General features: G+C 68.1%; 34 protein-coding genes. 11 read left to right on the plus strand and 23 right to left on the minus strand.

The features are described from left to right. Window positions 1–6: 6 nt before the first annotated feature. From I5E68_RS20200 to I5E68_RS17465, 17 genes are all read right to left on the minus strand, one after another. Window positions 7–783: a hypothetical protein gene (locus I5E68_RS20200; protein ID WP_228727314.1), complete on the minus strand. Its 777-nt coding sequence runs from the start codon at window positions 781–783 to the stop codon at window positions 7–9. A 34-nt stretch (window positions 784–817) separates the two neighbouring features. Then, entirely contained in the window at window positions 818–1,276 is a 459-nt protein-coding gene (locus I5E68_RS17390; RefSeq protein WP_323982209.1) for an NlpC/P60 family protein, read from the minus strand. A gap of 11 nt (window positions 1,277–1,287) precedes the next feature. Beyond that, complete coding sequence (locus tag I5E68_RS17395; protein ID WP_197166479.1) at window positions 1,288–2,112, minus strand: phage/gene transfer agent baseplate hub protein; 825 nt, start codon at window positions 2,110–2,112, stop codon at window positions 1,288–1,290. Then, a complete protein-coding gene (locus tag I5E68_RS17400; RefSeq protein ID WP_197166481.1) occupies window positions 2,109–4,472 on the minus strand; it encodes a DUF2460 domain-containing protein in 2,364 nt (787 codons plus the stop codon). Before I5E68_RS17400 ends, I5E68_RS17395 begins: the two co-directional genes overlap by 4 nt. Window positions 4,473–4,486: 14 nt before the next feature. After that, window positions 4,487–5,068 carry a tail tape measure protein gene (locus I5E68_RS17405; RefSeq protein ID WP_197166483.1) on the minus strand — a complete coding sequence of 194 codons (582 nt, stop codon included), beginning with the start codon at window positions 5,066–5,068 and terminating at the stop codon, window positions 4,487–4,489. Continuing rightward, window positions 5,058–5,264 carry a phage tail assembly chaperone gene (locus tag I5E68_RS17410; RefSeq protein ID WP_228727315.1) on the minus strand — a complete coding sequence of 69 codons (207 nt, stop codon included), beginning with the start codon at window positions 5,262–5,264 and terminating at the stop codon, window positions 5,058–5,060. The genes I5E68_RS17405 and I5E68_RS17410 overlap by 11 nt, the downstream gene beginning before the upstream one ends. Beyond that, window positions 5,261–5,572 carry a gene transfer agent family protein gene (locus I5E68_RS17415; RefSeq protein WP_197166485.1) on the minus strand — a complete coding sequence of 104 codons (312 nt, stop codon included), beginning with the start codon at window positions 5,570–5,572 and terminating at the stop codon, window positions 5,261–5,263. The genes I5E68_RS17410 and I5E68_RS17415 overlap by 4 nt, the downstream gene beginning before the upstream one ends. Beyond that, window positions 5,569–5,976 (minus strand): phage major tail protein, TP901-1 family, encoded by a 408-nt coding sequence (locus tag I5E68_RS17420; RefSeq protein ID WP_197166487.1) that lies wholly within the window; start codon window positions 5,974–5,976, stop codon window positions 5,569–5,571. Before I5E68_RS17420 ends, I5E68_RS17415 begins: the two co-directional genes overlap by 4 nt. A 44-nt stretch (window positions 5,977–6,020) precedes the next feature. Then, window positions 6,021–6,410, minus strand: coding sequence for a DUF3168 domain-containing protein (locus I5E68_RS17425; protein ID WP_197166489.1), 390 nt, complete (start codon window positions 6,408–6,410; stop codon window positions 6,021–6,023). Between the two features lie 3 nt (window positions 6,411–6,413). After that, window positions 6,414–6,596 (minus strand): hypothetical protein, encoded by a 183-nt coding sequence (locus tag I5E68_RS17430; protein ID WP_197166492.1) that lies wholly within the window; start codon window positions 6,594–6,596, stop codon window positions 6,414–6,416. After that, a complete protein-coding gene (locus I5E68_RS17435) occupies window positions 6,593–7,138 on the minus strand; it encodes a head-tail connector protein (protein ID WP_197166502.1) in 546 nt (181 codons plus the stop codon). The genes I5E68_RS17430 and I5E68_RS17435 overlap by 4 nt, the downstream gene beginning before the upstream one ends. A 202-nt stretch (window positions 7,139–7,340) precedes the next feature. Next, complete coding sequence (locus I5E68_RS17440; RefSeq protein WP_197166504.1) at window positions 7,341–8,483, minus strand: phage major capsid protein; 1,143 nt, start codon at window positions 8,481–8,483, stop codon at window positions 7,341–7,343. Between the two features lie 94 nt (window positions 8,484–8,577). After that, window positions 8,578–9,003 carry an HK97 family phage prohead protease gene (locus tag I5E68_RS17445; RefSeq protein ID WP_197166506.1) on the minus strand — a complete coding sequence of 142 codons (426 nt, stop codon included), beginning with the start codon at window positions 9,001–9,003 and terminating at the stop codon, window positions 8,578–8,580. Continuing rightward, window positions 9,000–9,308, minus strand: a complete 309-nt coding sequence (locus I5E68_RS17450; protein ID WP_197166508.1) for a DUF6127 family protein — start codon at window positions 9,306–9,308, stop codon at window positions 9,000–9,002. Before I5E68_RS17450 ends, I5E68_RS17445 begins: the two co-directional genes overlap by 4 nt. After that, a complete protein-coding gene (locus I5E68_RS17455) occupies window positions 9,305–10,489 on the minus strand; it encodes a phage portal protein (RefSeq protein ID WP_197166510.1) in 1,185 nt (394 codons plus the stop codon). The genes I5E68_RS17450 and I5E68_RS17455 overlap by 4 nt, the downstream gene beginning before the upstream one ends. A 184-nt stretch (window positions 10,490–10,673) precedes the next feature. Continuing rightward, the gene (locus I5E68_RS17460; RefSeq protein WP_197166512.1) at window positions 10,674–11,999 is read right to left on the minus strand and encodes a DNA-packaging protein; all 1,326 of its coding nucleotides are present in this window, start codon (window positions 11,997–11,999) and stop codon (window positions 10,674–10,676) included. Next, window positions 11,989–12,489, minus strand: coding sequence for a hypothetical protein (locus I5E68_RS17465; RefSeq protein ID WP_197166515.1), 501 nt, complete (start codon window positions 12,487–12,489; stop codon window positions 11,989–11,991). The genes I5E68_RS17460 and I5E68_RS17465 overlap by 11 nt, the downstream gene beginning before the upstream one ends. 186 nt (window positions 12,490–12,675) lie before the next feature. On the opposite strand from I5E68_RS17465, the gene I5E68_RS17470 reads away from it, so the two are divergent. Continuing rightward, window positions 12,676–13,326: a YqaA family protein gene (locus I5E68_RS17470; protein WP_197166517.1), complete on the plus strand. Its 651-nt coding sequence runs from the start codon at window positions 12,676–12,678 to the stop codon at window positions 13,324–13,326. An 83-nt stretch (window positions 13,327–13,409) separates the two neighbouring features. Here the strand turns inward: I5E68_RS17470 and spt are convergent, their stop codons facing one another. The 3 genes from spt to I5E68_RS17485 form a co-directional block, all read right to left on the minus strand. Next, entirely contained in the window at window positions 13,410–14,645 is a 1,236-nt protein-coding gene (gene spt, locus I5E68_RS17475) for a serine palmitoyltransferase (RefSeq protein ID WP_197166519.1), read from the minus strand. Between the two features lie 14 nt (window positions 14,646–14,659). Continuing rightward, complete coding sequence (locus I5E68_RS17480; protein WP_197166521.1) at window positions 14,660–14,899, minus strand: acyl carrier protein; 240 nt, start codon at window positions 14,897–14,899, stop codon at window positions 14,660–14,662. A 125-nt stretch (window positions 14,900–15,024) separates the two neighbouring features. Continuing rightward, window positions 15,025–15,387 carry a response regulator gene (locus tag I5E68_RS17485; RefSeq protein ID WP_197166523.1) on the minus strand — a complete coding sequence of 121 codons (363 nt, stop codon included), beginning with the start codon at window positions 15,385–15,387 and terminating at the stop codon, window positions 15,025–15,027. Between the two features lie 62 nt (window positions 15,388–15,449). Between I5E68_RS17485 and I5E68_RS17490 the strand changes: the two genes are divergently transcribed. The 5 genes from I5E68_RS17490 (at window position 15,450) to I5E68_RS17510 (ending at window position 18,910) form a co-directional block, all read left to right on the plus strand. Next, window positions 15,450–15,737 carry a DUF3572 domain-containing protein gene (locus I5E68_RS17490; protein ID WP_197166879.1) on the plus strand — a complete coding sequence of 96 codons (288 nt, stop codon included), beginning with the start codon at window positions 15,450–15,452 and terminating at the stop codon, window positions 15,735–15,737. Window positions 15,738–15,750: 13 nt separating this feature from the next. Further along, the gene (locus I5E68_RS17495; protein ID WP_197166525.1) at window positions 15,751–16,395 is read left to right on the plus strand and encodes an HAD family hydrolase; all 645 of its coding nucleotides are present in this window, start codon (window positions 15,751–15,753) and stop codon (window positions 16,393–16,395) included. Window positions 16,396–16,442: 47 nt separating this feature from the next. After that, on the plus strand, window positions 16,443–16,907 hold the full coding sequence (locus I5E68_RS17500) for a RidA family protein (RefSeq protein ID WP_197166527.1): 465 nt from the start codon (window positions 16,443–16,445) through the stop codon (window positions 16,905–16,907). Next, window positions 16,879–17,673 carry a glycerophosphodiester phosphodiesterase family protein gene (locus tag I5E68_RS17505; protein ID WP_197166529.1) on the plus strand — a complete coding sequence of 265 codons (795 nt, stop codon included), beginning with the start codon at window positions 16,879–16,881 and terminating at the stop codon, window positions 17,671–17,673. The genes I5E68_RS17500 and I5E68_RS17505 overlap by 29 nt, the downstream gene beginning before the upstream one ends. Before the next feature lie 79 nt (window positions 17,674–17,752). Next, complete coding sequence (locus I5E68_RS17510; RefSeq protein ID WP_197166531.1) at window positions 17,753–18,910, plus strand: GNAT family N-acetyltransferase; 1,158 nt, start codon at window positions 17,753–17,755, stop codon at window positions 18,908–18,910. 31 nt (window positions 18,911–18,941) lie between these two features. Here the strand turns inward: I5E68_RS17510 and I5E68_RS17515 are convergent, their stop codons facing one another. Then, complete coding sequence (locus I5E68_RS17515) at window positions 18,942–19,310, minus strand: hypothetical protein (protein ID WP_197166533.1); 369 nt, start codon at window positions 19,308–19,310, stop codon at window positions 18,942–18,944. A 316-nt stretch (window positions 19,311–19,626) separates the two neighbouring features. Between I5E68_RS17515 and dksA the strand changes: the two genes are divergently transcribed. From dksA to I5E68_RS17540, 5 genes are all read left to right on the plus strand, one after another. Continuing rightward, window positions 19,627–20,085, plus strand: a complete 459-nt coding sequence (gene dksA / locus I5E68_RS17520) for an RNA polymerase-binding protein DksA (RefSeq protein WP_197166542.1) — start codon at window positions 19,627–19,629, stop codon at window positions 20,083–20,085. A gap of 436 nt (window positions 20,086–20,521) precedes the next feature. Next, entirely contained in the window at window positions 20,522–20,893 is a 372-nt protein-coding gene (locus I5E68_RS17525) for a PilZ domain-containing protein (RefSeq protein WP_197166551.1), read from the plus strand. Window positions 20,894–21,085: 192 nt separating this feature from the next. After that, window positions 21,086–22,675, plus strand: a complete 1,590-nt coding sequence (locus tag I5E68_RS17530; RefSeq protein WP_197166554.1) for an ABC transporter substrate-binding protein — start codon at window positions 21,086–21,088, stop codon at window positions 22,673–22,675. A gap of 71 nt (window positions 22,676–22,746) precedes the next feature. Continuing rightward, window positions 22,747–23,136 (plus strand): DUF4112 domain-containing protein, encoded by a 390-nt coding sequence (locus I5E68_RS17535; protein WP_197166881.1) that lies wholly within the window; start codon window positions 22,747–22,749, stop codon window positions 23,134–23,136. Then, a complete protein-coding gene (locus I5E68_RS17540; RefSeq protein WP_197166556.1) occupies window positions 23,133–23,378 on the plus strand; it encodes a hypothetical protein in 246 nt (81 codons plus the stop codon). The genes I5E68_RS17535 and I5E68_RS17540 overlap by 4 nt, the downstream gene beginning before the upstream one ends. A 7-nt stretch (window positions 23,379–23,385) precedes the next feature. Here I5E68_RS17540 and arfB read toward each other — a convergent pair whose 3' ends face one another. Beyond that, window positions 23,386–23,802: an alternative ribosome rescue aminoacyl-tRNA hydrolase ArfB gene (arfB, locus tag I5E68_RS17545; RefSeq protein ID WP_197166558.1), complete on the minus strand. Its 417-nt coding sequence runs from the start codon at window positions 23,800–23,802 to the stop codon at window positions 23,386–23,388. After that, window positions 23,799–24,452, minus strand: coding sequence for an RluA family pseudouridine synthase (locus I5E68_RS17550; protein WP_197166560.1), 654 nt, complete (start codon window positions 24,450–24,452; stop codon window positions 23,799–23,801). The genes arfB and I5E68_RS17550 overlap by 4 nt, the downstream gene beginning before the upstream one ends. Between the last annotated feature and the right edge of the window lie 4 nt (window positions 24,453–24,456).

Raw genomic sequence — 24,456 nt, forward strand, 5'->3', positions numbered from 1 at the left:
CGGACTTCATTTGACGCGCGCGCGCGAAAGAACGAGCCGGGTTCCTGCCGCATTCGCATCGAGCGGCAGGACCTGGTCGATCAGGGCGAGCGTTTCGCTGAGCGAGCCTTCGAGGGAGAACCCGGCAATGCCCTCAAGGTCAACTGCTGCGTCGATGTCCTCGACTACGTCCGTCGCCAGGTCGCCGAGATGGAAGGCGTCGTCAGCGAAGACCTCGAAGGATAGCGAGGGGATGCGGTTGTAGAAGTCGGACAGGTCGAGGTCCTCGAACACGACATAGGCCAGGTCGCGGTGCGCGGGGCAATGCGCGAAACCTTCACTCGTCGCGATCAGCGGATCGGGCGCAGCATCGCCATGGCCCGTGTAAACGCGCATCGAGCCGGCGACCTTGAGGTCACCGGCCGCGCCGCGCAGCAGCTGGCCGTCCGCCCAGATGCGCCCGATCCCCGCAATGGGTCGGCTCGAGAGGGCAACCGCGAAATTGGCGGTATAGCTATAGGTGGTGAGCGAAGGGCCGGTCTTGCCGCCACCTGATCTTGCGGCGTGCTCGACGAGATCGGTTGCCCAGATGATGGCTCCGCCAACGCGCATCCGCCCGAAATGGCGCGGAAGCGCGATGCCGTAGCTCGATCCGGTGACCGCCAGTTCGCGCAAGCGCGGTCCCTGTCGCGTGCCCGTGCCGAATATGGCACGGTCGACCTGCCCGCCGACGAGCGAGCCGATCGCCCCGCCGATCGGTCCGGCCAGCGCGGTTCCCAGCGAACTGAATGCAAGAGTTGCCATGGTCGTCCTTCGATTGGCCGTGAGGGTGATCGGGTCAGGAGCGTGCAGACCGGCTCGCTAGTCGCCAGCAGGCGATGAGCTGCCATGCGGGCGGGGGCGGTCCTTCGACCACGCGGCCCAGTCCCGCATGGGCGTGGACGATCTGGGCGGGCAGGCGCTGTCCCGGTTCGCTGGCGATGGCGAGATGGAGGAGGTCGGGACGCGGGCACAGCGCGAGGATGTCGCCGGGACGGGCCGCGCCTTGCGCGTGGCTGGCCTCGACAAGCATGGGTAAGGCTGCGGCAGCCGCTTCGATCCGTGCCGCGTTATTGCCGCGCAGGGTATAGCGATTGGGCAGGCGTACGCGGTGGCCGCAGCGGGCAAGTGCCGTCTCGACCAGACCGACGCAATCGAGCCCGTGTGCGGGTTCGCGCCCGTGCAGGATGAAGCGCGTTCCCACCAGCCCGCGTGCGGCCGCGGCGAGTTCGCCACCCTGCATGGCTTCGTCTGGCACCGTGTCACCGCTCAACCCTGCGCCAGCGGATAGCGCTGGAGCAGGTCGCTGCCGGGCAGGAATGGCTCGCCGCGAAAGTTCGCAGCATTGCCGAAGCGCGTGGCGCAGGTCTCGAGCGTATGGTCGCAGCCCTCACGCACCAGCGCACGCGTGCCCGGTGCAATGGCCGGATCGAGCGGGTGATCGAGAACCAGCCCTCCCGCGCCATCGCCGGTCATGATGCCCATCTGCAAACCTGCCTGCGGTCCGTCGAGCCAGCGCAGGTATCCCCCGGCAAGCACTTCAGGATCAGGCGCGCCCGAGAGGGCCACCGCATTCGTCGAAGGATCGATGGAGAGAAGCGTCAACTCGTGCGTGAAGTGCAGCGGCGCGAGGTTGCAGCCCGGGCCGCAGAACGCGGCGCGGCAGGCCGGGCTGGTGCGCGGCACCGGATCGCGCGCGAGCTCGGCCTTGCGCGAGGTGAGCTCGGCGGCGAAGCGGCCTTCCTCCTCGCTCACCGCGCCGATGGTCCCGGCATAGAGCGTCTCGTGCGCGCCGCTCTCCCAGTCGACCACGCCGATGCGCACGCTGGCCGCATCGAACAGCCCGGCAGCCAGGTCGGCGGCGCTGATCGCCTCGTGCGTGATCGCCCCTCGCACTTCGGCGCTGTCGGGTTCGAAGCCCGCCGACTTGCGGATCGCGGAGGGCACCATGCCGGGCGAGGCGCGGTGCATGACCCCGTCGAACCACAAGTCGCGGTCGTGGGTGGTGAAGCCCAGCGTCACCCCGTCGCGGCGCGCGATGCGCCAGAACATGGCGACGGTCTCGAGTTCGGTGACGAACCAGCGGCTGGTCATGCCGCCTCCCTGATCTCGACCACGGGCACGCTCGGCGCATCGCCTGCGGCAAAGGCGCTGCCCGCGATCTCGAGCTGGTCCTCGGCAAAGCGCACCGGCACGTCGAAGAGGAATCCGGCCGTGACCTGCGCGCCCTCGGGTACCGGGTCGTCGAAAGTGACGGTCCCGAGCGCGCCCACGGTCCAGTTGCCGAGCTGCGCCACGCCGTCGATGGCGACGAGCAAGCTGTCTGCATCGGGCCGGGTGATGCGCCGGACCTGTGCCTCCGCGCCGCTGCCGTAGCGTTTGATCAGCGCAAAGCTGGCGGCAAGGCCGTCGCCGGTGCCCAGCTCCTGATCGAGCATGGTGGGCGCGGCGGTCATGGCGTTCGAGCTGAAGTCACTGGGGTCGCGCAGGCGGAACCCGCGCGCGGGGCCACGCCGTGCGCGGAAGAAGGCGATGAGTTCGCCCAGCTCCGCCTCGGAGCGCACGCCCGGGCCGACGTCGAAGCGCAGCCGCGCGTTCGACCACAGCGAATTGCGCCGCTCGAAACCCGAAGCGGTGACCGCGACGCTGGTCGAGAACTCGGGGATCACGGTGGCATCGCGGCCCAGCGCGAGCGGATAGGCGATGTCGTCGAAGGCCTGCATGGTCTCGTCTCCGTGGTGGGCGGCGGCTTGCCAAGCGTCGATGGGGGAGGGCAGGCGGGTGAAGCCGTCGCGCGCGATCTGCGGCAGGGCCCAGACGAAGACCTCGTGGGGCGCATCGCCAAGGGCCGTGTCGATCCCGGCATCGATGCGCCGCCACTGGTCGGCATCGGCGGGGGCGAGCACGAAACCGGCGAGGTAGTCCTGATCGCTGCGCGCATAGCCGAGCTTCAGGTCTATCGCATCGTGCGCGCGGCGGCGCATGGCGTCGGCCCCGGCGGTAAGCCAGTCGTAGTCCTCGACCTGGAGCCGGTCGAAGGCGGGTGCGGCCCAGCCTGCGGGCAAGTTGGCGCGGTGTACCTCGGGCATCGCGGGATCGAGGATGGTCGGGCTGAACACCAGCGCGAGCGCCTCGACCGGCGAGGGCGCCGCGGCGGCGCGCACGGCGCTCACCAGCGCGGCGGTCGACTGGGCGAGCAGCGCGCCCGCCGCATCGAGCAGCGTGGTCTGCGCCGCGCTGAGCGGCGCGCGCAAGTCCGCGATCGGCTCGGGCGCACCACCGAAGGCCGCGACGGCGGCATCGTCGTAGAGGCAGATGCGCCCGTCGGCAAAGGTCCACCACCAGGGCTCGCCGACCTGGAAACGCACCGGCGCGCCGGCATCCAGCATGATTGCGGCAAAGGCGCTGCCGACCGATTGCAGGTAGCCCATCGCCGCGTCGCTGGCGGGCGAGAGCAGGGTCGAGGGCGGGTCCCAGCCGGTGAGCGCGGGATTGCCGCCGAGGTCGCGCTGCTTCCAGTCCTCGGGGCAATGCTGGTCGAGCAATTCGTAGGACAGCGAGGCGATCGGCGAGAAACCCATCAAGGCAGCCTCGGCAAAGAAGGCTTCGTGCCAGCGCCGGGTCGGCGTGTTGAGCGGGTCGCTGCCCGATCCGGCCAGAAAGCCTCCCGCGTCCTGTTCGAGCCGGAAATAATGGCTCATGCCGACATAGTGCAGGACAGAGCCGCGATAACCGAGCTGGCGTGCGCTGCGCAGGAGCCGCGAGGGGGTCTGGATGCCCTCGTCGTCGAAGGCGGTGGCCAGCGCAAGGCCGTGCGGGGGCACCATGACATCGCCGATCTCGAGCATCGCGCGCGCGCCGTCGGCCCTGATCTCGCTGATCTCGATCCAGCCCTCGACCTCCGCATCGAGCGGCGCGTCGCTCGCGCCATCGTGTCCGGGCGCGACGAAGGAGATGAACAGCCGGTCGATGTCGCGTGGATGAACCGGATCGGCATCGGCGGGCAGCGCATAGCCGCCCTCGAGTTCGGAAAAGGCGAGGGTGACGGTGGCGTCCTCGGGCGTGCCTTCGGCATAGTTCCAGAGGCGCACGTACCAGGTGCGCGCCGCGCCGCTGGCGTCGCGTCCCTCGATGGTGAGCGTCGGTCCGTTGACCGCATCGAGCGCGACGATCCCGCCCGAACGCCAGCGGAAAGAGAGGCTGGTATGCGCGTAATCGCGATCGGTGCGGTAGGCGAGCAGCGGGTGGTCGAGACTGTCCGCGCTCTCCCAGATCAACCCGCCGAGGTCTGCATGGCGCAGGAACGAGGCGTCAACACGCAGCGCATCGGGCGCGGTGGCGATGACCGAAGCCATCATCGGACGCGGGAAATTGACCGTCCAGAAGCGCGGGTCGAAGCGCTGGATCCAGCCGCTCGCCTGTCCCTCGCGCTTGCTTGCGAGCCAGAATGCCATCGGGTCTCTCCTGTTCAGCGATCGAGCGCGATGGCGCGGCGCACCGTGCCCGCGATCTGGCGCGAGGAGCGCTGCAGCGCGCGCGGTACGCTCGCGCCGCGCGGCGCGGCGAGGCTGATCGCGACATTGACGTTGCGCGCGCTGGCTGCAGCACTGCCGTTTGCCTCGACCCGGCCTGCGCTGGTCGGCACGAAGACCTCGGGCCCGCGCTCGCCGACGAGGTAGCCGCGCCCGGGGGCGACGTTGCCTCCGGTGGCTCTGCCCGGCAGGCCGAGCAGGCCGGTGACGAGGCTGCCGAGGTCGAAAGCCGCGCCGCCGGTTGCGCCGCCACCCGAGCCAAGTGCGCCGAACAGTCCGGCGACACCCTGGCGCGCGATGTCGTCGAAGGCGGAGAGCGCGACGCGCTTGAGATCGTCGAAGCCCAGCGAACCGCGTTTCAGCGCCGAGGCCAGGCCCGTTTCGAGCGCTTCGCCCGCCCGTGCAAAGCCGCCGGTGAGGGTGCCGTCGATTTCGGCGCGCATGCGGCCAAGATCCTGCGTGAAACCTTCGGTTCCGGCGCGTACCTCGATGAGCAGGCTCTCGATGTCATCGTTCATGCTCGCGCTCCATCAGTTGTGCGAGGGTCTGGCGGTCGATGCCGGGATCGGCCGTGGGGGGGGACATGGGGCCGAGCGCAGCGGCGAGTTCGGCGGGGGTGGCCGCCCAGAACTCCTGCGGACGCCAGCCCAGCACGCGCGCGGCAAGCGCGATCAGCGAGGGCAGCGCCTCGCCCATGCGCGCCGCCTCGTTCATGCATTTCCGCCGAGAATCTGGCCAAGCAGCATGCGCAAGGGGGCGGCGCAGCGGGCAAGGCCAAGGGCAATGACCGCCTCGCCGACCTCGTCGCGGGACAATTGCTCGCGCTCTGGCAGACAATGCCAGAACAGTGCGGCCACTTCGGCAAGGCGCAGCGTGCCCGCACCTGCCCTATCGACGAGCGCGTAGAGAGGGCCAAGTTCCTCCTCGGCGGCGACGAGCGCGGTGAAGCTCGGGCGCAGGACACGATCGCGTCCGGCAATGGCCAGCGTGGCCTCGCCACGCAAGGGATTGGCCCCGCTCACGCCGGTACGACCGCACCCGAGCTTTCGAGCTGGAGCGTGTAGTTGCGCTCGCCGTTGAAATCGCCGGCATAGTCGAGACGCTGGACGAGGAAGCGCCCGCGCAGCTTCTCGCCGTCCTCGAACGAGAGCTCGTAGTCGTCGAGCGTGCCCGCCATGGCATTGGCGCGGATGCGGGCCTCGGCAGCGCTGCCGAGGAAAATCCCTGCCGCGCTGACCGAGACCGCGCGGGTGCCGCCGCCCGAGAGCAGCTCGCGCCAGCCTTGCGAATCCTTACTGGTGACGACCACGGTCTCGCCGCTCACCGACATTTGCGTGGTGCGCAGGCCCGCGACGGTCTGGTAGCTGGCGGGATCGCCGCCGTCGGAAATCTTGAGCAGGAAGGCGCTGCCTTGCTGGGCGGTCATGGGCTGTCTCCGGTAGGTCTGGCGAAAAGGGGAGAGGAAGTCGGTCAGGTGCCGAGCAGGCGGAAGGCGAACTCGATCAGCACCGCGCGGCGGCTTTCGGCGCGCTGTTCGGCGCGGGCGCGCAGGAAGCGGATCGAGACCACCTGGAAGTCCGGCTGGCTGCGCGGCAGGCCGGTGGTGCGCGCCTCGATGGCGGTGACGAGCGCGCCTGTGGCCTCGGGCGCATCGCCGCGGCAATGGAGTTCGAGCGCCACGCGCACTTCGCGCCCCGGCGCGGTCTTGCAGCTCCAGTCGCTGCTGGCGCTCGCGGCAAGGGCGAGCCAGGGCAGGCTGGTGCGTGCGGGTGCTTCCTCGTGGATGCCATTCAATTGCGCGATGAGGGCGGGATCGCTCGCCAGCCAGGCGAGGAGCGCCGTGCGAAGGGCGATTTCCATGGCTCAACCTCTCGTGAAACTAGGCCAGATCAGCGTGGCGCGGCGCCAGCGGCGCGGATCGTCGCGGCGGGCGAGCGAGCGCTCGACCATATGGCTGCGCGCGATCTGTTCAGCACTGCGCACAAGTGCGGGGACGAGCCTCGCAAAAGCGGCGCCGGCGTCGGTATCGATGCGCTTGCCGCTCATGCAAGGCGCAGCCTTCGCCAGGGACGCCACAGCGCGGCGACGGCGGCGGGAGGCAGGGGCGCGGCTCCTGCACCCTCGCGTTCGCGGTGCTGGTGGGCGGCGAGGCGCACCACGCCGTGGCGCAGGCCCTCGGGCAGCGCATCCCACTCCTCGGCCAGTCCGGCCGAGAACGTGACGGCAAGGCGCCCGGTCATCGCGGCTTCGAGACGGAAACGGCCCGCGCCCTCGGCATCGATCTCGAGCGCGTAGTCCCCGGGCGCAAGCGCGACACGCGTGCCATCGGCGGCGATCGACGAGAGCCCGGTGATCGCGCGTACCGGCCTTGCGGCGAGCACCTGCCAGCCGCTGCGGGCCGGGTGTACTTCCTCGCAGGTGCAGGCGAGCGGGACCTGGCCGGTAAAGGCCTCGCAGGTCTCCAGCGCTGCGGCGAGCAGGCGGGCGAGCAGGTCATCGTCGTGGCTGGTGGTGATGCCGAGCCAGAGCTTGAGCTCGGCGAGCACCGATGCGGGCAGGGTGGCCGGCGTGAGGACGACCCGGTTCATGGGCAACTCCGATCAGGTTCTGGCGGGCAGAAAGGTGGTCCGCGCCGCGCCTGCGCACCGCCCGGAAGAGGGGGACGGGGCAGGTGCGGGCACGGCGCGGACCGGGCCGCGGCGGTCAGCGGGCTGGAGGCGGGGACGAGGCCAGCCCTGTGCGTCTTGGGCGCATGCCGCGGCCATCAGGGACGCGTATTGGGGTTGCGCGTCAGGCCGCGATCTTGAGCAGCTTGATCGCGTCCGAATCGAGCACCTGCCCGCCGATCCGCTTGGTCGCGTAGAAGTGCACGAAGGGCTTGTTGGTGAAGGGATCGCGCAGGATCGCGGTGGCGCTGCGCTCGGCGATGAGGTAGCCGGCGCGGAAGTTGCCGAAGGCGATCGGGAAGGCACCGGCGGCAACGTCGGGCATGTCCTCGGCCTCGACCACCGGGTAACCGAGCAGGCGGTTGGGCTGGCCCTCCATCAGGCCCGGCTGCCACAGGAACGAGCCGTCGGCGGCCTTGAGCTTGCGCACGATCGCGAGCGTCTTCGAATTCATCACCCAGCTCGCACCCTGGCGATGGCCGCCCTTGAGCGAATGGACGAGGTCGATCAGCTTGAGTTCGGGATTGGTGTCGAAGCCATCGGCATCGCCCGAGCCGAGAAACTGCAGCGTGCCGAAGCTGCGGCTGGCGTCCTCGAGGGCGCTGACCGGGGCGGCGAGGATGCCGCTGGGCTGGTTGGTGCCGGTGCCCGCGATGAAGGCTGCGCCCTCGGCGCGGGCGAACTCGGAGGAGATCTCGTCGGCGAGCCAGGACTGGATGTCGAAGGCGGCATCGTCGAGCATGGCCTGGCTGGCGGCGGGGTTGGCATAGAGCTCGCCGCTCGGCGGGGCGATCTCGGCGAAGTCGGGGGTGGCGGTCTCGGGGCGTGCCGCGGTTTCGCTGACCCAGCCCGAGGCGGTGCCGCCGGTGGTGATGAGCTTGCGGTAGCCCGCGGTCCCGGTCTGGACGACCTGCGCGATGGCGCGGATCGGGCTGATGTTCTTGAGGCGCGCCGAGATCATCGCGTCGATCTCGCGCGGGACGGCATAGCCGCCGTCCGAGGGCGCCGCACCCGAGAGCGACTTGATCTCGGTCTCGCGGCCACGGCGCAGGTAGCCGTCGACGAAACCCTTCACCTCGGGGCTCGCCGCACCCGACGCGCTGCCTTCGATGATCGGACGGGCAGCGGCGCGGCTGACGCGTTCGAGGCGCGCCTTGACGTCCTCGACGTCACCGCGAAGCGCCTCGACGGCAGCTTCGGTCGCATCCTGGCGGGTGACGAGGTCGAAGGAGGAGTCCAGCGCCTCGACGGGAGGGGTATTTTCCATGGGGCATTCACCTTTCGCGGGTTGTCGGCCGCCATTTGCCGGGCGGCGCTCGATGGACACGGAGGGAAGGGGAGACGAGCGGGAGGCGCGCGGCTCAGCCGAGCAGGTGGACGCGCGCGCCGTACTGCATCGGATGCGTGACGAGGCTGACCTCGAACAGCTCGAGTTCGAGCAATTCGCGTGCGCCTCCGGCCCGGCGGCTGGCGCGGGCGCGATAGCCGAACGAGAGCCCGGTCACGGCACCGCGGCGCAGGGCGCGGGCGGCGGCCCCGCCGGGGCGGGCGATCGCGGCGATGACGCGAAGGCCGCGCGCATCCTCGGCGGCGCTCTCGATCCAGCCGATGCGCAAGTCTGGCCTGTGCTGCCAGTAGAGGGGGAGCTGTGCGTCGGTTTCGGCGAGGGTGCGCGCAAAGGCACCGCGCCGGATCGTGTCGCGTCCGGCATCGGGCTTGTCGAACAGCGCGGCATAGCCGGCAAAGCGCAAGGGTTGTGTCCCACCCGCAACTTCTTGGCGAATCATCGCAGCAGCTCCGTCGCGCCGAGCCGCACCGCCATTCCGAGCAGCAGCAGCGCGAGTACGCCCCGCACGATCCAGCCGAGCGCTGCATGGCGCGCGCTGGCATTGGCGTCACGCCATGCGCGCAGCAATTCGCGCAGTTCGGTGAGATCGCGCGGAGCGGTTTCGTCGTCGAGCCCGATCATCGCCAGCATGCGCTGCGCGCCGAGCTCGCTCGCCTCCTCGACGATGGCGCGCAAGGTGACGAGGTCCGAGCCCTCGCCAGCGGCCTGTGCGATCAGGCCGACGAGCATGTCCTGACGGTTCATGGCCGGGTCTCCTCAGGGGAATTGGCAGCGGTGGGCGCGGGCGCGGGCGCGTCGAGCCCGAGCAGCGCGCGTTTTTCGGACCGGGTCAGGAAGTCCGCGTCGCTGACCTGTGCCCAGAGCCGCTCGCGATCCTCGGCGAGCGCGGGGACGCGGTCGAGATCGACGGCGATCGCGGAATTCGCGAACCAGGGCGCCAGGCCTTCGGACAAGGCGGCGAGGATCTTGTTTGCCAGTGGCAGCAGCGTGAGGCGCCAGAGCGCGCGGTTGGCCTCGCGGTAGTTGGCGTGGGTCGAATCGCCGGGCAGGCCGAGCAGCATCGGCGGCACCCCGAAGGCGAGCGCGATATCGCGCGCTGCGGCGGCCTTCAGCGTAGCGAAGTCCATGTCCGCCGGGCTCATCGCCATGGCCTGCCACGAGAGGCCGCCTTCGAGCAGCATCGGCCGCCCGGCATTGCCCGCGCCCGCGAAGGCGCCGGCGAGTTCGGCCTTGAGCCGGTCGAACTGGTCGGACGAGAGTGCGTTGCCGTCGGCGCTTTCGTAGACCAGCGCGCCCGAGGGCCGCGCGGCGTTCTCGAGCAGCTGGCGGTTCCACTCGCTCGCCGCATTGTGCGTCGCGACCGCCTGGTCTGCGGCACTCAGGCAGCCTGCGCCATAGTGGTCGTCGCCGGGGTGGAAGTGTCGGATGTGGACGATGTTGACGCCTGCATCCTCGTCGAGCGCGGGGATCGCGATGCGCCGCCCGCCGACCTCGTAGGCATAGGCCGAGGGCCAGCCGTCCTCGCCCGCGACCACGCTCACCCGCTCGGGACGCAGCGCGAAGAGCTCGACCGGATTGCCGAGCGCGTCCTTTAGGACCTGGACATAGGCATTGCCGTGAAGCAGCAGGTGCGAGGCGAGCGTCTCGAGCAGCGACTGTCCCGCGCTCGTTGCATGGACGAGCGATTGCAGGCGTGCGTCCATGGGCTTGAGCGGCGCACCGCCGATGCCTTCGGCAACGAGGCGCACCGCGCGCTGCGCGACCGGGTTGTCGAGATAGGCGCGGCGCACGGCGGCGTTGTATTCGTAAGGTGCGCGATGCGGCGCGGCATCGGCGAAGAACCAGGGCGAGGCGGTCCCGCGCGCCAGCGGCACGCGTCCCTGCCCGCCCTTGAAGGCGGCGACGAGCGTATCGATGAAGGACATGCGGGGGCCTTTCTCGGGAATGAGGTTTTGCTGCACTTTGCCGCGGGGGCTTCGACAAGCTCAGCCTGAGCGGGAGTGAGAAGCGGTGCTTGGGCGAGGGGGCGTCCTTCGCCCGAACATCTGTTGCGTGCCGAATTCGTCGAGGGTTTTGCGGCCCGGCGGCGCGGCCGGGTGCAAGGTCGGTTCAGGCCATGCGCACGCGCGGTGCGGCGGTCTTGCCCAGCATGAGTTCGCTCAGTGCCCAGACCAGCGCGTCGGCGCGGTCGGGCGAACGCCCCGGGCCCTGATAGGCGCCGCCGGCGATTAGGCCGCACATCTCGTCCTCCAGCTCGGCGAAGGTACCGGCGTGGCGTACCCGGCCCGCCTCGTAGAGCGCCGCGACGGGCTCTGCGCGGGCGACCTTGCCGCGGCTGGCGTGGACCAGCCGGAGCGGTAGCGAAAGCGATGCGGCGCGCAGCACGCTGGCGACCATCGCACCGCCCTGGTTGGCTTCGGCGACGACGCGGTCGGCCTGCCAGCATTCGCAAGCGGTAGCGACCGCACGGGCCCAGCGCTCGGGGCTTGCCTTCTCAACCGAGGCGTCGGCGAGGACATGCGCGCTGCCGTCGGCGGCCAGTCCGGCAACGACGATCCCGCAGGCATCGCCACCGGTTCCGGCGGGCGGATCGACGCCGACGACGACGCGCGTCAATTGCGGCGTGTCGCCGGTGCGGCAGGCCTCGAGCATGGCGCGCGACCACAGCGCGCCCTCGATCTCCTCGATCAGTTCGCCGTCGAGCTCCTGGCGCCCGAGCAACGAGCGTCCGAAGGTGCGGCGGGTCTGGTCGAGGAAGCTCGCGGGCAGGTTCGCCGCGTTGTCGTTCGTCGTGCCACGGGTGACGACGAGTGTGTCTTCTCCTTCCTCGAGAATGCGGTGCATCAGCGGGACCGCGCGCGGGGTGGTGGTCGCTAGCGCTTGCGGGCGGGGGCCGAGACGCAGGCCGAACATCATGTTGTCCCAGGTGCGGTTGGCGCGCGCCGAGGCATTGTCCCACTTGGCGACCTCGTCGCACCAGGCGTGGCTGTGCTGGGGGCCGCGCAGGGTTTCGGGCTCCTGTGCCGAGAAAAGGTGGGCCTGAGCGCCATTGGGCCATGTGACCCGGCGCAGCGAGGGTTCGAACAGCGGGCGGCGGCGAGCGGGCGCGGTGGCGAGCAGTCCGCTCTCGCCCTCGACCATGACCGCGCGCGCCTCGGGCAGGCTGGCCCCGACGAGGGCGATGCGCGCGGCTGGATCGGCCTCGGCGACGGCGCGGACCCATTCGGCCCCGGCCCGGGTCTTGCCGAAGCCGCGCCCGGCCATGATCAACCAGGTGCGCCAGTCGCCGGGCGGGGGCAGCTGCTCGGGCCGCGCCCAGAGCCGCCAGTGCGTCGCCAATTCCTCGCGTTCGACTTCGGTGAGTGCGTCGAGAAGGGCGCGTCGCTCGCCTGTTTCGAGGGAGAGCAGGATGGCAAGCTGGTTGCTATGGTGCATCTCCTTGGTCTCCATCGGCTGGGCTGGCGGGGAGGTCCCTGGCGCGGCTGCGCAGCGCCTCGATCTTTGCGTCGATTGCTGCGAGCACGGTCTCGGCATTGCCGTCGCTGGCGATCGCGCGCTGGCGGGCAGCGGTCTCGCGGTGCGCGATGAGCAGGCGCAGCGCGGTGGCATTGTCGAAGGTGCGCGTTCCGCGCTTGGCGCCGCTCGCAGGCTTGATCTCGCCGTCGCGCAGGCGCTGCAGAAGTTGCATTTCGAGGTGGTCGTAGCCCTCGCATAGCGCTGCCTGCCAGCGCGCGAAGAAGGCCGGATCGCCGCGCCGCGCCTCGTAGGCCCGGGCAGGCGGGACTTGTGCCTCGCGCGCCGAGGCCGCGACGTTGGAGGTCGAGGCCAGTGCGGCGAGGAACACGTCCTGCCAGCCGTCGGGAAGACCGGCGTTGCGCTGCTTGCGCGACGAGCCATCGCCGCCCGATCGGTGCTCGACCGCCATGGGCTCTCCGTCAATGCTGGGTGAAGGGATCGGGCCGCGGAAAAGCGAATCGGCGGCGTCAATGTTCTTGTTTTGTACTCATCGAACGTGCAAAAGTCAAGCGCTTTCTATCACCCGCCTTAGCGCTTGCCGCGGCGCAGCATGGCGATTAAGCAGCGAACCTCAGGAAATCTTGCGGGGAATACGATGCTGCGGCGTCTCTACGACTGGACGATGGCCAAGGCCTCGCACCGACATGCCGAGGGCTGGCTGGCCGCAGTTTCCTTCGTGGAATCGAGCTTCTTCCCGATCCCGCCGCATCCGCTGCTGGGCCTGATGTGCCTGGCCGAGCCGAAGAAAGCGGTTCGCTTCGCGCTGATCACGACACTGTTCTCGGTGTTCGGCGGCATCTTCGGCTACCTCATCGGCTACTTCGTCTACGATCTCGTCGGCCAGCCGATGCTCGAGGCGCTCGGACTCGCCAAGAGCTTCCCCAAGGTGCGCTGTTACTTCCAGCAGCACGGCGAACTGGCGGTGCTGCTCGGCGCGATGACCCCGCTGCCGTTCAAGCTGCTGACGATCATGGCCGGGTTCATGAAGATGAACTTCCTGACGTTCGTCATCTCGGCACTGGTCGGCCGCGGTGCGATCTTCATGACTGTCGGCGTGCTGTTCCGCCTGTTCGGCGCGCCGATCAAGGCCGTGATCGACAAGCACCTGGGCAAGGTTACCGTGCTCTTCGGCGTGCTGCTGGTCGGCGGCTTTGCGGTGATCACGCTGATCGGCGGCAGCGCAGGCGGGGACAAGGGAGCCAGTTCCGAATGCGCCGCCAGCGCCGAGGCCGCACCCGCCCCCTGAACGCGCATTTCTGCCGCCATGAAAAAAGGGGCAGGCCCGAGGAAGGCCCGCCCCTTTTTCGTTTCAGCGCAGCCGCGCCTCGATCACAGGATCCCGGCGGTCTTTCCAGCGCGGGCGAACATGCCGATGATCTGCTCGACCTGTTCGGCCGAGTGCTCTGCGCACAGCGAGCAGCGCAGCAGGGTCATGTTGGCCGGGGTCGCCGGCGGACGCGCGAGATTGACGTAGAGCCCCTCGTGGAGCAGCGCTTCCCACATGCCCGCGCCCCGCTCGAGGTCGGGCATGATCACCGAGATGATCGCGCTCTGCGGCTCCTCGGTGCCGAGCTGGAAGCCGGCGTCCCTCAGACCCTTGTGCAGCGTCTTGGAGTTTTCCCAGAGGTGCGCGCGCTTCTCGCCCGCATCCATCAGCTTGCGGATCGAGGTGCAGGCGGTGGCGACCACGCTCGGCGGCAGGCTGGCGGTGAAGACGTAGGGGCGACAGACCAGACGCATGATCTCGAACTTGGGATGGTTCGAGACGCAGAAGCCGCCGACCGTGCCGACCGACTTGGAGAAGGTGCCGATGACGAAATCGACGTCGTCGAGGCAGCCCTGTTCCTCGGCCACGCCGCGCCCCTTGGGGCCGATGAAGCCCATCGAGTGCGCCTCGTCGACGAGCACCATCGCGCCGTACTTCTTGGCGACCGCGATCATCTCCTTGAGCGGGGCGATGTCGCCCAGCATCGAGTAGACGCCTTCGAGGATGACCAGCTTGCCCGCGCCTTCGGGAATGCGGCGCAGGCGCTTTTCCATGGCCTCGATGTCGTTGTGCTTGAAGGGCACGACTTCCGCGTCGCCCATCTTGCACCCGTCCCAGATCGAGGCGTGGCTGTCGATGTCGAGGATGATGTAGTCACCCTTGCCCGCGATCGTCGAGATGATGCCAAGGTTCGCCTGATAGCCGGTCGAGAACACCATCGCGTGCTTCATGTCGTAGAAGTCGCATAGCGCCTCTTCGACTGCCTTGTGGCCGACATAGGTACCGTTGAGCACGCGGCTGCCGGTGGTGCCCGAACCGAAGTCGTCGAGCGCCTGCTTGCCCGCCTCGATCACGTCAGGATCGAAGGTCATGCCCATGTAGTTGTAGGTGCCGAGAAGGATCGTCTCGCGCCCGTTGCACATCGCCACGGTCGGCGAGAGCACGCGCTCCATCACCAGTCCGAAGGGGTCCTCGACGCCGGAATCGAGCAGGTTCGCGCGCATCTGGATGAGCGGGTCGAACTTGCTGAACAGGTCGGCGTGGCCTGCGGTCTCGTTTTCGCTGAGCATGTCGGTCATCGTGGCCTTGTCTTTCAGCCCTTGAGCTTGATCACGGCGTCGACCAGCTGGCCGAAGTTCTCGATCTCGGCCTGCTGGTTCATTGAGATGATGATGTCGAACTCGTCCTCGATCGCGGCGACGAAGTCCATCACCGTCAGGCTGTCGAATTCGAGGTCGTCGGTGAAGCGGGTCGCGTCGGTGATCGCGACGTCCTTCTTGTTGAACGGCTCGATCAGGGCGGTGATGCGGGCCGAAGTCTCTGCGCGGTCCATGGTCATTAAACTCCGAATTGGGTTCGGGCCGCTCTGTGGGCCGGAATTGCGGCGCAAAAGCGGCACGGGTGTAACATGTCAAGCGCGCAGAGGCGAAAGCGCGCAGGCAGGGCGGCGAATGCAGCCTAGATGAGCGATCGTACCGCCTGCATGAACGGTCCGATCGAGACCGGCTTGGCGAGGTACCCTTCCGCACCTGCCTCGCGGATGCGTTCCTCGTCGCCCTTGCCCGCATAGGCGGTCACCGCCAGCATCGGGATCTCGCGCAACTGCGGGTCGCGCTTGGCGCTCTCGATCAGGTCGAGCCCGGAAACATTGGGCAGCTGGATGTCCATGATGACGAGGTCGGGGATGAAATCGCGCGCACGGTCGAGCGCGTCGAGCCCGTCGGCGACGGGTTCCACCTCGTATCCCTGGCTGGTCAGCACGTCGCAAAACAGCTTTCGGTTGAGGTTGTTGTCCTCGACAACGAGAATTCGCTTTGCCATTCGGTGCCCGGTGCCCATCTGAGGTTCGTGTTCCGCTCTAGGACAGGCAAGCGAGGCTGACAATTCTTCGAACACCGCCTTCCCCCGCTGATGGCCCCGGGAGCGATCCCCAGGCCCTCGCTCTCAACGCGCTCGGCTGGGTGCTCGCCGACGAGGACCGCGCGCAGCGTTTCCTCGCGCTCACCGGGCTGACTCCCGATGCCCTTCGCGCCGCACTGGGCGAACCTGCGACGCTGGCAGGCGTTCTGGAGTTCCTGTGCGCGCACGAGCCCGACCTCGTGGGTGCGGCAGAGGCGCTCGGTGTCGATCCGCAGGTGATCGTCGCCGCGCGTGAGAAACTGGGCGCTTGAGGAAGGATTTGCGATGAACAGGCCGCTGCTGATTACCGATTGCGACGAGGTGCTGCTGCACATGGTCTCGCACTTCTCGGCCTGGCTGGCCGAGGCAGAGGGCGTCATCTGCGACCTCGACTGCGCCGAGTTCTTCCGCTCGATGCGCCGCAAGGGTGCGGACGGCAGCGCGGGCGAGCTGCTCGACGAAACCGAGATGTGGGCTTTGCTCGGCCGCTTCTTCGACGACCAGATGCATCGTCAGACCCCCGTGCCCGGCGCGATCGAGACGATCAAGGCGATCCGCGAACATGCCGACGTGGTGGTGCTCACCAACCTGCAGGACCATCGCCGCGAGGCACGCGAGATGCAGCTGCTCGAGCACGGCCTCGACCTGCGCGTCTTCACCAATCAGGGGCCCAAGGGACCTGCGCTCCAGGCGATCCTCGATGAATACCGCCCCAGCCGTGCGGTCTTCGTCGACGATATCTCGCAGCACCACGATTCGGTCGGTGCGATCGCCCCGGAGGTGCGCCGCCTGCACCTCTGCGCCGAACCGCGCATCGCCGGTTTCATCCCCTGCGCCTTCGAGGCCGGACACGCCCACGCGCGCATCGACGACTGGAACGAAGCGCGCACGTGGCTGTTCGAACAACTCGACCTCGAGATGCAATCCTGACCCGGCGCCTTGCGCTGCGGCCATCCAACTAGAGGAATTTCCAAGCAATGAGTGAGATCGAAGCACGCCTGTCCGAACTCGGCCTCGCACTGCCCGAACCGGCCGCTCCGGTCGCGGCCTATGTCCCGGTGGTCGAGGCGGGCGGCCTTGCCCACGTCTCGGGCCAGCTGCCCTTCGTCGGCGGCCAGCTCGTGACCGGGCGCCTTGGCGAGGAAGTCTCGCTCGAGGAAGGCGTCGTCGCGGCGCAGGCCTGCGGGGTCATGATCCTCGCGCAGCTCAAAGCCGCGCTCGGCTCGCTCGAGCGCATCGAGAAGATCGTCAAGCTCGGCGTCTTCGTCAATTCGACCGGTGATTTCAGCGACCAGCCAAAGGTCGCCAATGGCGCGTCCGAGCTGATGGTCGCGGTCTTCGGCGAGGCGGGCAAGCATGCGCGCAGCGCGGTTGGCGTACCGGTGCTTCCGCTCGGCGCCGCCGTCGAAGTGGATGCCATCGTTGCCGTCAAGCCTGCCTGACGACTGGCTCGCCCCGGTCCCCGATCTGGCCAGGGTCGCCTGGCTGAGGGGGCGTGATTTTGCCCATCGCGGGCTGCACGGCGAAGGCGCGCCCGAGAATTCGGGCAGCGCCTTCGACCGGGCGATGCTGGGGGGCTATGGCATCGAACTCGACGTCCAGCGTACCTTCGACGGCCAGCCCGTGGTGTTCCACGACTTCGCGCTCGAGCGCCTGACCGATCATGCTGGGCCCATCGCGGGGCGCACCGCAAGCGAGCTTGGCGCGATTACCCTTCGCGGCAGCGCCGACACGATCTGCACTCTGCGCGAGGCGCTGGTGCGGATCGACGGGCTGGTGCCGGTGCTGATCGAGGTCAAGCTGCGCCGCGAATCGAATGCCCCGGGCTTCTGCCTCGCGGTACGCCGTGCGCTCGAGGGCTATGCCGGAGCGCATGCGGTGATGAGTTTCGATCCGCGCGTCTCGCGCTGGTTCCGGCGCCATTCGCCCGAGACCGTGCGCGGTCTTGTGCTCTCACGCAAGGAGGACAGCGGTGCGCTCGGACGGGGTCGCCATCGTCTTGCCATGTGGTATGCCCAGCCCGACTTCCTGGCGATGGACCTGCGCGAACTGCCGGGCCGCTTCGCCACCGGACAAAGACGCAGGGGCATGCCCGTTGCGACCTGGACGGTGCGCGATCTCGCGGGCTACGAGCGGGCTCTGACCTGTACCGACGCCCGCATCTTCGAAGGCATGATCCCGCCCGCTGCCGATACGCGGGCAGCGTGACGCGAGGCTGGTTTGCAGCGGGGCGCATGAACGAGACAAGCGCAGGCAGGGGACGGCGCGCAGACGAGGACCGGTCGAGGTGAGTGAAGGCGAATTCGTGGCGAAAGTGGGCGGTGCGGTCGGTGACCTGCCGCAGGCCCAGTGGGACGCGCTCGGCCAAGAGGGCAATCCCTTCATGCGCCATGCCTTCCTAAAGGCGATGGAGGATTCGGGCTCGGTCGGCGAGGGGACGGGCTGGGCACCGCTGCCGATCGTCATCGAAGGGCCGGGCGGCGGGATCGCTGCGGCGCTTCCGGCCTATCTCAAGCAACACAGTCAAGGCGAATACGTTTTCGATCATGCCTGGGCCGATGCCTGGCACCGCGCCGGCGGCTCGTATTATCCCAAGATCCAGATCGCTGCGCCCTTCACCCCGGCGACGGGGCCGCGCATCCTCACCCCGCATCCCGAACTGGCACTGCCGCTATTGCGCGCGGTCGAATCGCTATGCGAGCAGAACGGCCTGTCCTCGGCGCATGCCACCTTCATCGAGCCAGCGCAGGTGCCGCTGTTCGAGCAGGCCGGCTGGCTGCTGCGCGAAGACATCCAGTTTCACTGGGAGAATCGCGGCTACACCGACTTCGACGCCTTTCTGGGCGCCTTGTCCTCGGCCAAGCGCAAGAACTTGCGCAAGGAGCGCGCGAAGGCACAGGAGGGCGTGGATATCCGCCGCCTGCGCGGCAGTGCGATCACGCCCGAACACTGGGATGCGTTCTGGGAGTTCTATCAGGATACCGGCGCGCGCAAGTGGGGGCAGCCCTATCTCACCCGCGAGGCCTTCACGCTGCTGGGCGAAACCATGGGAGAGGACGTCCTGCTTGTGATGGCCTTCGTCGACGACGAGCCGGTGGCGGGCGCGCTCAACTTCATCGGGGCGCAGGCGCTATACGGGCGCTACTGGGGTGCGCTGGTCGACAAGCCGTTCCTGCACTTCGAGCTGTGCTATTATCAGGCCATTGATGCGGCCATCGAGCTGGGGCTCTCGCGTGTCGAGGCGGGCGCCCAGGGCGGCCACAAGCTTGCGCGCGGCTATGAGCCGGTGCGCACGGTATCGGCGCATTACATCGCCCACGAGGGGCTGCGTGCGGCGATTGCCGACTACCTCGAGCAAGAGCGTGCCGGTATGGCGCGCGACGAACTGTGGCTTGGCGAACGCACGCCGTTCCGCAAGGCTGGACCGGCCGCGGACAAACCCTGAACCGGTTTTGGCTCAGGGCGCACTGGAGCGCTCAGGCCGCGCGGCGCAGGGTGCTGGCGCTCTCGCGGGTAGACTTGAGCCATTCGCGGGCACGGCGCTGGGCTTCGGCGATCTCGCGCGCGGTCATCTCGTCGGAGACTTCGGCGCGGCATTCGGGAGCATCCTCGTGGCCGGCAACGGCGGCGAGGTTGAACCACTTGTGCGCCTCGATCAGATCGCTTTCGATGCCGTTGGAATCGGTCGAGTAAGCGACGCCGAGATCGAAATAGGCGTTGGCATCGCCGCGCGCCGCGGCGGCGAGGAAGGCGGCCAGCGGGCCCGTGCCTGCAACCGTGAAGTCTGCGCCCTCGGCGATTCGAGCCTGGGCTAGCGTATTCTCACTGATCCAAGAATTTTCCATCAGACGTGATCCCTGTTTCGCGACCGTCCCCCGGTCGTTTCGCAAGGACAGGCTGACCTACGTTGGTAACCATAGGGTTAACCATCATAAGGGATATTTCCGAGAAGCTTTTGAGAGAGAGGTTTCACGACCGCGATTTCGAGTGATCCGGAAGGATCGTTCACGAAATATGTGGGAAGTGTCTGATATCACCTTGTCTCGGCATTCGCGGAGACTTATAGGCCGCTCCGACCGCGGATTGCTGGTTGGTTACCGCAAACATGCGGGACTGCAGGGCTATGGCAGTTCGGGGCGGATACCTGCGGAGTTTCTCTGGATGGCAACGGCCCTTATTGACGATATCGACGTTCTGGCCAAGGCGCGGCGGGGCATTGGCGGCGCTTACGTTCCGACCGACGACGAACCTTACATGTGCGATGCGCAGCAGGAGTACTTTCGTAACCTGCTGTTCGCTTGGAAAAAATCAATTCTCGACGCGGCGGCTGGTACGCTCCAGCAGCTTCAGGACGGACCCTTGCGCGAGCCCGATCTCAACGATCGCGCCTCGAGCGAGACCGACTGGTCGATCGAACTGCGCACCCGCGACCGCCAGCGCAAGCTGATCGCCAAGATCGATTCGGCGCTGCGTCGCATCGAGGAAGGCGAGTACGGCTACTGCGAGGTTACCGGCGAGCCGATCGGCCTGGGTAGGCTCGAGGCACGCCCGATCGCGACCATGACGGTCGAGGCCCAAGAGGCGCATGAGCGCCGCGAAAAAGTCTCGCGCGACGACTGATGTCCGAATCCGGGCATGTCCCTCTGTGATGAGGGGCATGTCCTGCCGGTTTCCTGAGCCAGTAACTCTGACATGATCCGGGGCTGGACGTGCGATCCCGCTCCGTCATTTCCCTTTAGCCGTCGATTGCCTGCGCCTCGGGGCCTGTGTTTTCAATGCTGTAGCAGCCTGAGAGGCTGCTCCGGGCCGAAACGACCCTTGCGGCAGGGCGGTGTCAGAATGGGACATCCCGCGAGATCTAGGGCAAGCCCCTGATGTAGTTAAATCTTTCTTCGCGATTTGTGGCATAATGCGTCAATCTCGAACCATTCCCGGATTGCCCGGGATTGACGAGACGACAATGCTGAGACAGCAGGTGCGATGGGTCGCATGTGTGATGATCCAGGCAGCGAAAACGACGTAAAGAGGGGCATGGCCCCGGTGCCGGATGGAGTGAATGGAACAGTCTGACAATCGGCAGATCCCGCGCGACAGCCTCTTCCTTATGGCTGAACTGCGTGTCGACGGGCTCGACGGAGAGCATCGCATCAAGGTGCGCAATCTCTCTGCTGGCGGCATGATGGGCGAAGGTCCGGTCAGGGTCGTGCGCGGCGCGGTGGTCGAAGTGAATATCCGCAACCTCGGCTGGGTCGAAGGTTCGATCGCGTGGGTCCAGGAAAGCCGATTCGGTGTCGCCTTCCACGAGGACATCGACCCCAAGCTGGCGCGCGCGCCGGTCGGCGAAACCACGGTCGACGACAACGCCCCCCGTTTTCTGCGCAACCACCAGCCGCCGCGTCCCAGCGGCCTCGCGATTCGCAAGGTCTGAAGTCGCAGCGCTGACGCGACGCCACGGGCCTGCGGCTCGGGGTATGTCCCGAGGGCATTTGCCTGATCGGGCCTTGCCCGGTCGGTCTGTGTCCCGGGCTTCTGCTGCGTCTGGCGAAGCGTCCGCCGGGGCGACAAAAAAACACTCTGGCGGACGTTTGCTGGCCGCGTGAAATGGACTACCCGGATAGTCATGCTGCGTCCGGCCCAAGCCTTTCCCTTTTTCCGCCTGTTCGCGCTGTCCGGCGCGGCGGCGCTCGCAGCATGCTCGGCAAACAACGAATCGGCGATCGAACTGGCCGTCGTCCAGCATGAGCAGAGCGACGAGGCCGACGCTCCGCTGACCGGTCTGGCCGCGCGGCTTGCGCGTGCAGCCACGGTCGAAGGCCTTGTCGCCTTCGACGAGCAGGGCCGGGTGATCCCGGCTCTTGCCGACCGGTGGATCGTCACCGACGATGGCATGAGCTACATCTTCCGCCTGCGCGACGGGGACTGGGCCGATGGCGACGAACTGACCGCAGCCTCCGCGCGCTCCTCGCTGATGGCCGCCCTGCGCGCGGTGCGCGGTACCCCGCTGGCCCTCGATCTTGGCGACATCGAGGAAGTGCGCGTCATGGCCGGGCGCGTGATCGAAATCCGCCTCTACCGGCCGATGCCCTACCTGCTGCAACTCCTGGCCCAGCCCGAGATGGGCCTCGCGCACGAGGACAAGGGCGCCGGGCCGATGACCTTGCGCCGCGAGGATGCCAGCGACCTGCGCCTGACCCCGGTCGAACCATCCAGCCTGGGTCTTCCCGAGATCGAGAACTGGACCAGCCGGACGCGCGAGGTCGGTCTGCACGTAGTCGCCGCCGACGAGGCCGTGCGCCGCTTCAACGAAGGCGAGGTCGATCTCGTCCTGGGCGGTCGGATCGAGGATTTCCTGCTGACCCGCAGCGTCGGCATCCTGCGCGGGACGATCCAGCTCGATCCGGTGATCGGCCTGTTCGGCTTGCAGGTGATGAACGACAAGGGGTTCCTCGCCGATCCGGCGAACCGCGAGGCCCTTGCCATGGCCATCGACCGCGAGGCGCTGATCGATTCGTTCGGCGTCGGTGGATGGCAACCGACCACGCGCCTCGTCACGCCAAGCCTCGATGGTGACCTCGGCACGATCGGAGAGCGTTGGGACGGGCAGGACCTTGGCCAGCGTCGGCAGGTCGCCGCCGGACGGGTGCGGGCCTGGATGGGCGATGCCCCGCCTGCTGCGACAGACGGTGCCGCCCCCGCGCTCGGGGACAGGCCGCGGGGGGCCAATGCCTCGCAGCAGGAAGCGACGGCGGGGGGAACGGCAACGCTTGCCAATGCGCCGCAACTCGCGGTGTGGTTGCCGCAGGGCGAGGGCTCGCAAATCATCTTTGCCCGCCTCGCCGCCGATCTGGCCGCGATCAGTGTGCGGCTCTCCCGTGAGGAGGACAAGGACAAGGCCGATCTTGTCATGGTCGACGACGTCGCGCGCTATCCGCGCGCCACCTGGTTCCTCAACCGGCTGTCGTGCGCCGACCGCAAGGGGCTGTGCTCTGAAGAAGCCGATGCGCGCGTCGCGGATGCCGACATGGCGCAGACCCCGCAGGAACGTGCCGCGCTCCTGACCGAGGCCGAGGCCGAGATGACCGGCGCGAACATCTTCATCCCCTTCGGCACACCGATCCGCTGGTCGCTGGTGCGCGGCAGCGTCAACGGCTTTGCCACCAACAGCTGGGGCTGGCACCCCTTGATGCCGCTCGCCTGGCTGCCCAAATAGGAGCTACGCGCAGGAGCGCGAAGCAAAGCGAAGGCAAGCAATTGGCAACCGGAGAGACGAGCGCGCGCCGCATGCAGCGGGACCTGCCACTGGGCAACGACCCCATGTCGGTGCGCCGCCGCATCGAGGCGCTCGAGTTCATGCTCGAACGCAGCATTGCGCTGCCCGGTATCGGGCACAGGGTCGGGCTCGACTCGATCGTCGGCCTCGTACCGGTGGTGGGCGATGCGATTACCGCTGCCATGGGCCTCTATATCGTCTGGGAAGCGCGGAACCTTGGCATGTCCAAGCTGCAGCTAGCCCGCATGAGCGCCAATGTCGGCGTCGATACGCTGATTGGCGCGATCCCCTTTGCGGGCGATGCGTTCGATTTCTTCTATCGCTCCAACAGCCGCAACCTCAAGATCATCCGCAAGCACCTCGACAAGCACCACCCGCAAACGCGGATCATCGAGGGGTGAACCGTGCTTCTGCCGTACGCACGGGCCGCAGCGCTGCTCTCGTGCTCGCCCTCACGACGCTGGCCGCATGCGGAGCGGCGGACAATGATCCGGGTCCGGGCGGGGTGACGTTAGGCGAGGCGAAGGCGCTCGATGCGGCTGCCGCCATGCTCGATGCGCGCCGCGCTCCCGAGGATCTGGTCGAGGCCTCGGGCGAGCCGGCAGGCCAGCCTTCTGGTGCCGCGGCCCCGTCGCAGCCCTGATCCAAGGTCAGTCGAAGCGAACCTTGCCGCGACCGGCCTTCACGTCGCTGCGGATCTTCTTGCCCTTGAGCCTTTGTGTCTTGCCGACGCGGTTGAGCCGTGTCTTGGCACGCTTTTCGGGCAATTCGTGGGCCTTGCGCAGGAACTCGGCCATGCGAGCGCGGGCATCGGCGCGGTTCTGTTCCTGCGTGCGATAGGTGCGCGCGGTCAGGACCAGCTCGCCGCGCGCGGTCATGCGGCTTCCGGCCAGTTCCTTCAGCCGGGCAAAGACCGGCGGCGCGAGGCGCAGCGCATAGACGTTGAGCCTGAGTTGCACCGCCGTCGCCACCTTGTTGACGTTCTGCCCGCCGGGCCCCGCCGAGGCGATGAAGCTCTCGGTCGCGAGCGCCTCGGCGCGTTCAAGGATGGCGTGGAGCGTGCTCATTCATCGCTGAAGCCGAGGGCGAGGAAGTCCGCAGGCAGCGGACAGCTCGCCACGATCGGCTCCTTCTCGCCGCGCGGCACGGTGAGCCCGGCGGCATGGAGCATGGTGCGCGCGGCGCCCTTCTTGGAGCCGTAGACAGGGTCACCGAGCAGCGGCACGCCAAGGCCGGATGCCGCGTGGACGCGGATCTGGTGCGTGCGCCCGGTCTCGGGACGAAATTCGACGAGGGTGAGGCCGTTCTTCTCGTCGAGCTTGCGCCAGTGCGTGGTCGCGGGCTTGCCCTTGCGCGCCGGGATCATGCGCCAGCCCTCCTTCGCGGTGCTGACCTTGGACAGCGAGAGCGCGATCGTGCCCTCGTCCTCATCCAGCGTTCCGGCGACGATGCCGAGATAGCGCTTCTCGACCAGCCGCTCCTCGAAAGCGGCGGAAAAGCGCTTGAGCGCCTTGGGATTGCGCGCCAGCAGCAGGCAGCCGGAGGTGTCCTGGTCGAGCCGGTGGACGGGCGCGGGTTCGCGCTGGAAGCCGAGCCTCAGTTCGTCGAGCCGCTCCTCGAGGCACGGTCCGCCTGCGCGCGGACGGTCGAGCGGCAGGCCGCCGGGCTTGTTGATGACGAGCGCCTCGCCGTCCTCGAAGAGTATCTGCAGTTCCATCGGG

Source organism: Novosphingobium aureum (genome assembly GCF_015865035.1).
In the GTDB taxonomy this organism is placed as follows: Bacteria; Pseudomonadota; Alphaproteobacteria; order Sphingomonadales; family Sphingomonadaceae; genus Novosphingobium; species Novosphingobium aureum.

What these genes read in the sequence shown, in the direction of transcription:
- spt (WP_197166519.1), bottom strand. Translation starts at nt 14,645, where the DNA reads ATGACCGACATGCTCAGCGAAAACGAGACCGCAGGCCACGCCGACCTG.
- I5E68_RS17450 (WP_197166508.1), bottom strand. Translation starts at nt 9,308, where the DNA reads ATGAACCGTCAGGACATGCTCGTCGGCCTGATCGCACAGGCCGCTGGC.
- I5E68_RS17455 (WP_197166510.1), bottom strand. Translation starts at nt 10,489, where the DNA reads ATGTCCTTCATCGATACGCTCGTCGCCGCCTTCAAGGGCGGGCAGGGA.
- I5E68_RS17515 (WP_197166533.1), bottom strand. Translation starts at nt 19,310, where the DNA reads ATGGAAAATTCTTGGATCAGTGAGAATACGCTAGCCCAGGCTCGAATC.
- I5E68_RS17525 (WP_197166551.1), top strand. Translation starts at nt 20,522, where the DNA reads ATGGAACAGTCTGACAATCGGCAGATCCCGCGCGACAGCCTCTTCCTT.
- I5E68_RS17410 (WP_228727315.1), bottom strand. Translation starts at nt 5,264, where the DNA reads ATGAACGAGGCGGCGCGCATGGGCGAGGCGCTGCCCTCGCTGATCGCG.
- I5E68_RS17420 (WP_197166487.1), bottom strand. Translation starts at nt 5,976, where the DNA reads ATGACCGCCCAGCAAGGCAGCGCCTTCCTGCTCAAGATTTCCGACGGC.
- I5E68_RS17430 (WP_197166492.1), bottom strand. Translation starts at nt 6,596, where the DNA reads ATGAGCGGCAAGCGCATCGATACCGACGCCGGCGCCGCTTTTGCGAGG.
- I5E68_RS17405 (WP_197166483.1), bottom strand. Translation starts at nt 5,068, where the DNA reads ATGAACGATGACATCGAGAGCCTGCTCATCGAGGTACGCGCCGGAACC.
- I5E68_RS17395 (WP_197166479.1), bottom strand. Translation starts at nt 2,112, where the DNA reads ATGACCAGCCGCTGGTTCGTCACCGAACTCGAGACCGTCGCCATGTTC.
- arfB (WP_197166558.1), bottom strand. Translation starts at nt 23,802, where the DNA reads ATGAGCACGCTCCACGCCATCCTTGAACGCGCCGAGGCGCTCGCGACC.
- I5E68_RS20200 (WP_228727314.1), bottom strand. Translation starts at nt 783, where the DNA reads ATGGCAACTCTTGCATTCAGTTCGCTGGGAACCGCGCTGGCCGGACCG.
- I5E68_RS17435 (WP_197166502.1), bottom strand. Translation starts at nt 7,138, where the DNA reads ATGAACCGGGTCGTCCTCACGCCGGCCACCCTGCCCGCATCGGTGCTC.
- I5E68_RS17425 (WP_197166489.1), bottom strand. Translation starts at nt 6,410, where the DNA reads ATGGAAATCGCCCTTCGCACGGCGCTCCTCGCCTGGCTGGCGAGCGAT.
- I5E68_RS17460 (WP_197166512.1), bottom strand. Translation starts at nt 11,999, where the DNA reads ATGCACCATAGCAACCAGCTTGCCATCCTGCTCTCCCTCGAAACAGGC.
- I5E68_RS17400 (WP_197166481.1), bottom strand. Translation starts at nt 4,472, where the DNA reads ATGGCATTCTGGCTCGCAAGCAAGCGCGAGGGACAGGCGAGCGGCTGG.
- I5E68_RS17465 (WP_197166515.1), bottom strand. Translation starts at nt 12,489, where the DNA reads ATGGCGGTCGAGCACCGATCGGGCGGCGATGGCTCGTCGCGCAAGCAG.
- I5E68_RS17445 (WP_197166506.1), bottom strand. Translation starts at nt 9,003, where the DNA reads ATGATTCGCCAAGAAGTTGCGGGTGGGACACAACCCTTGCGCTTTGCC.
- I5E68_RS17495 (WP_197166525.1), top strand. Translation starts at nt 15,751, where the DNA reads ATGAACAGGCCGCTGCTGATTACCGATTGCGACGAGGTGCTGCTGCAC.
- I5E68_RS17485 (WP_197166523.1), bottom strand. Translation starts at nt 15,387, where the DNA reads ATGGCAAAGCGAATTCTCGTTGTCGAGGACAACAACCTCAACCGAAAG.
- dksA (WP_197166542.1), top strand. Translation starts at nt 19,627, where the DNA reads ATGGCAACGGCCCTTATTGACGATATCGACGTTCTGGCCAAGGCGCGG.
- I5E68_RS17530 (WP_197166554.1), top strand. Translation starts at nt 21,086, where the DNA reads ATGCTGCGTCCGGCCCAAGCCTTTCCCTTTTTCCGCCTGTTCGCGCTG.
- I5E68_RS17550 (WP_197166560.1), bottom strand. Translation starts at nt 24,452, where the DNA reads ATGGAACTGCAGATACTCTTCGAGGACGGCGAGGCGCTCGTCATCAAC.
- I5E68_RS17440 (WP_197166504.1), bottom strand. Translation starts at nt 8,483, where the DNA reads ATGGAAAATACCCCTCCCGTCGAGGCGCTGGACTCCTCCTTCGACCTC.
- I5E68_RS17505 (WP_197166529.1), top strand. Translation starts at nt 16,879, where the DNA reads ATGCCATCGTTGCCGTCAAGCCTGCCTGACGACTGGCTCGCCCCGGTC.
- I5E68_RS17500 (WP_197166527.1), top strand. Translation starts at nt 16,443, where the DNA reads ATGAGTGAGATCGAAGCACGCCTGTCCGAACTCGGCCTCGCACTGCCC.
- I5E68_RS17480 (WP_197166521.1), bottom strand. Translation starts at nt 14,899, where the DNA reads ATGGACCGCGCAGAGACTTCGGCCCGCATCACCGCCCTGATCGAGCCG.
- I5E68_RS17535 (WP_197166881.1), top strand. Translation starts at nt 22,747, where the DNA reads ATGCAGCGGGACCTGCCACTGGGCAACGACCCCATGTCGGTGCGCCGC.
- I5E68_RS17470 (WP_197166517.1), top strand. Translation starts at nt 12,676, where the DNA reads ATGCTGCGGCGTCTCTACGACTGGACGATGGCCAAGGCCTCGCACCGA.